Here is a 3,643-nt window from a genome sequence, read left to right on the forward strand (position 1 = left end):
TCACGGCCGCGGCGGTCGGAGGCGGCCTGGCCCTGTGCGGTGCCGTGATGCAGGCCCTCACCCGCAACCCGCTCGCCGATCCCTACCTGCTCGGTCTGTCCTCCGGCGCCTCGACCGGCGCGGTGATCGTCATCGTGCTCGGCGCGGCGGTGGCACTGCCGTTCGCCGCGTTCGCGGGTGCGCTGCTCGCCCTGACACTCACGTTGGGCCTCGCGCGCGCGGCCGGTTCCGCAGGAGCCACCGCCGTGGTCCTCGCCGGTCTCGCCGTGTCGGCCGTGCTCGCGGCACTGACCAGCCTCGTGATCTTCTGGAGCGCGACGAACGACAGCTACCGTGAGATCCTCAGCTGGCTGCTCGGCTCGCTCGGAGGCGCCGACTGGGCGGATGCCACCCTCGCCGGGGTCGCCGTGGCGGTCTGCGCCGTCCCCCTGCTGGCTGCAGCCCGGCCACTGGACACCCTCGTACTGGGTGACACCGCGGCCGAGGCACTCGGCATCCCGGTGACCCGGCTGCGCGTGCTGCTCTTCGTGTGCACGGCGCTGCTGACCGGAGCGCTCGTGGCGGTGAGCGGGTCGATCGGCTTCGTCGGACTGATCCTGCCGCACGCGGTTCGGGCGGTCGTCGGCGCCCGGCATCGCGCGCTGCTGCCGGTCTCGTTCCTCGCGGGCGCCGTGTTCCTCATCTGGGCCGACACCATCGCCCGTACCGTGTTCGAGCCACGCGAGCTCCCGGTCGGGATCGTCACCGCTTTGATCGGCGGCCCCGTGTTCGCGCTGCTGATGCTGCGTATGCGGAAGAGCCGCGCATGACCGGAGTGCGTGAGGACGGCCTCGATGCCCGACGCATCCGATTCGCGCACGGGGGTCGGATCCTCTGCGACGACATGCACATCACCGCCCCCGGAGGTTCGGTGACCGCTCTCCTCGGCCCCAACGGCTCAGGCAAGAGCACGCTGCTGCGGCTGATCGCCGGAACCCTGCGGGGCGAGGTCGAGACCCTCGCGCTCGACGGCGCATCGCTGCCCTCGATGCGGCGGCGAGAGCGCGCACAGCGCGTCGCCCTGGTCGAGCAGGAGTGGTCGACCGCCGAGGGGATGACCGGGCGCGACATCGTGGGGCTCGGACTGCTTCCCCACCGCGGATGGCTGTCGTTCGAGGGGGCGCAGACGGATGCCGTCGCCACCGATGCGGCTCTCGGCCGCGCGGGGGCGCTCGAGTTCGCGGAGCGCGATGCCGCGACCCTGTCCGGCGGCGAACGCCAACGGGTGAACCTCGCGAGGGCCCTCGCTCAGCGACCGGCGCTGCTGCTGTGCGACGAGCCCACGAACCACCTCGACATCCGCGCGCAGCTGGACGCACTCGCCCTCCTCGCGTCCCTCGCGCGCGACGGCATGACCGTGCTGGCTGCTCTGCACGATCTCAATCACGCGGCGGCATTCGCCGATCGAGTCGTCGTGATCGCCGACGGTCACGTGCAGGCGGCGGGTTCCCCACAGGAGGTGCTGACGCGGGAGCTCATCGCGCGCGTCTGGCAGGTCGACGCCGAGGTGCTCCTCCGGCCGGGCAGCGATCGTCCGCTGATCGTGTTCGATGCGGCTCCCGCCCTCACGCGCTGACCGGCTCGGACGATCGGGATTCAGACGAGCTCGGCGGATGCGAACTGCGGAGCGAGGACGAACGAGCCCAAGCGGTGCGCGAGCGCTTCCGCCTCGGCCTCCAGCGCCACCTGCTCCTGGCAGTCGTCGAGCGCCACGGAGCCGGCACCTCCTCCCACCCCGGCGAGCGCGCATACCTGCGCGGGCTTCCGCAGCTGGTCGAAGGTCATGGGCAGACTCTCGCATCGCGTGTGCCCGCACAGCAGGTGCGAGAGCTCGTGGATCACCACGTGCAGTCGGTACCACTGCGGATCGGAGCGGCGGACCGGAATCCTCGCACGGTCACCGTCGACGAGCAGGAACCGCGGAACGGCCCGCCACTCCTCCTCGTTCAACACGTCGACCTCGATGTCGAGCCCCAGCAGGGCGGACGCCCGTTCCGTGATGCACTGCATACTCGCGCCGCACTCGACCTCCAACTCTTCGAAGAGCCGGTCCACTCGACTTCGACCACTCACGATTCCCTCACCCCTCGCACAGCCCGACCCCCTTTCGGCCGGACAACCCTCACAGTGGAGAGACGGCGGTGGGGGCCCGGTCATTACGCCGAAAGACTGGGAACTTTCGGCCAGTCTTTCGATACCTGTGACTATGACGTTTGGTGCGCGTCGAGCTCAGCCGAGTGGAGAGCCTCGGCGGCGAGAGCCGTCGCAGTGTCGAGATCGCGCATCCACAGCGGATGCACCGGCGCGCGCAGTCCGGCCGCCTCGAGCCCGCCTGCGAGAGAAGCATCCTCCTCGGCGATGAGCCACGCATCCAACAGTCCGCCGGCTGCGCGTGCCCCGTAGTGGTGTCCGACCGCGTCGGCGGTGGCGGCGAGACCGATGGCGGCGAGACAGGCGTCGGCCATACCGCGCACGGGCGCACCGGCGATGATCGGCGACACCCCGACCACGGCTCCGGGGGCGGCACGTACGGCGTCGGCGATGCCGGGGACCGAGAGGATCGGCCCGAGCGAGACCACGGGATTCGACGGGGCGAACAGGATGACGTCCGCCGCAGACAGCGCGTCGACCACTCCGGGTGCGGGCACGGACTGCGCGATCCCCGGCGCATCGAACCGCTGCGCCGGGAGGGTCGCACGATGCCGGGTCCACCACTCCTGGAAGTGCATCCGACCCCGGGCGGTGAACACGTGGGTGTCGACTTCGGTATCGGTCATGGGCAGCAGTCGGATGCCGAGCGGCCATCGGGAGGCGAGGCGATCGACGACCTCGGTCACGGAGGCGCCGTCGCGGAGCCAGCCTGTGCGGGCGATGTGGGCACCGAGGTCGAGGTCACCCAACGTGAACCACGGCCAGCCGGCTCCCCATGCCTGCAACTCGGTGGCGACGAGCTCGCTCTCTCCCGCCCTCCCCCATCCGCGTGCGGTGTCGTTGACACCGGCGAGCGCGTAGATCATCGAGTCGACATCGGGCTGCAGCCGCAGACCGCTGAGCCACAGGTCGTCGCCGGTGTTGACGATCACCGTGATCTCGGCTCGGGTTCCTCCCGCGGCATCCGGCCACCGTCGCCGTGCGGCCTCCCGCACACCGACCACGAACTTCGATCCGCCGACGCCACCGGCGAGGACGACGATGTGCGGGCCATCGGAGGTGTCGGCGACGCCGCCGGTCATGAGGCGAGCACCAGCGGTCGGTCGACCAGCGCCGCGGTGCGCGAGCCCAGTCCGGCACGGCGGGCGGCCCGCAGGTGCTCGGCATGATCGAGGTCACGTCGCAGACCGCTCAAGACGGGAAACCCGACCTCGACGAAGCCGGCCGCGCGATGTGCGGAGGCCGAGTCCACCCCGAAACACGGAGTGAGGTCGAAACCCGCCCGCGCCGTGGCGAGCACGGTGCCGGTGCCCTCGGCGTCCGGCACGAACGCCCGGGAGTGCGAAGAGGCAAACGCGAGCGCCCTGGCCAGCTCGTCGGGGCGCAGCGCCGGCAGGTCGCCGAGCATCACGGCACGAGGGCGCAAGTCGGGGGCCGCGCTCACGCCGAGCCC

The 3,643-nt window shown here is 71.3% G+C and carries 4 protein-coding genes and 1 pseudogene; 2 read left to right on the plus strand and 3 right to left on the minus strand.

Annotated features, from left to right (window positions below; translation table 11 throughout):
• The coding region (locus B2869_RS08820; RefSeq protein ID WP_292765196.1) for an iron chelate uptake ABC transporter family permease subunit at positions 1–809 on the plus strand (809 nt) is incomplete at its 5' end.
• Positions 806–1,615 (plus strand): ABC transporter ATP-binding protein, encoded by an 810-nt coding sequence (locus tag B2869_RS08825; RefSeq protein ID WP_292765199.1) that lies wholly within the window; start codon positions 806–808, stop codon positions 1,613–1,615. The genes B2869_RS08820 and B2869_RS08825, both read left to right, overlap by 4 nt.
• Positions 1,616–1,635: 20 nt before the next feature.
• Here the strand turns inward: B2869_RS08825 and B2869_RS08830 are convergent, their stop codons facing one another.
• The 3 genes and pseudogenes from B2869_RS08830 to B2869_RS08840 all read right to left on the minus strand — a co-directional run.
• Positions 1,636–2,049, minus strand: coding sequence for a hypothetical protein (locus tag B2869_RS08830; protein WP_136024772.1), 414 nt, complete (start codon positions 2,047–2,049; stop codon positions 1,636–1,638).
• 194 nt (positions 2,050–2,243) lie between these two features.
• A complete protein-coding gene (gene cofD / locus B2869_RS08835; RefSeq protein ID WP_292765201.1) occupies positions 2,244–3,272 on the minus strand; it encodes a 2-phospho-L-lactate transferase in 1,029 nt (342 codons plus the stop codon).
• Positions 3,269–3,643 (minus strand): annotated as a pseudogene (locus tag B2869_RS08840) (2-phospho-L-lactate guanylyltransferase); the annotation flags it as partial. The gene cofD and the pseudogene B2869_RS08840, both read right to left, overlap by 4 nt.

The sequence above is a fragment of the Microbacterium sp. UBA3486 genome, assembly GCF_002377845.1.
Classification (GTDB): Bacteria; Actinomycetota; Actinomycetes; order Actinomycetales; family Microbacteriaceae; genus Microbacterium; species Microbacterium maritypicum_A.

Coding starts and splice junctions, on each gene's coding strand:
- B2869_RS08825 (WP_292765199.1), top strand. CDS start 806: ATGACCGGAGTGCGTGAGGACGGCCTCGATGCCCGACGCATCCGATTC.
- B2869_RS08830 (WP_136024772.1), bottom strand. CDS start 2,049: ATGCAGTGCATCACGGAACGGGCGTCCGCCCTGCTGGGGCTCGACATC.
- cofD (WP_292765201.1), bottom strand. CDS start 3,272: ATGACCGGCGGCGTCGCCGACACCTCCGATGGCCCGCACATCGTCGTC.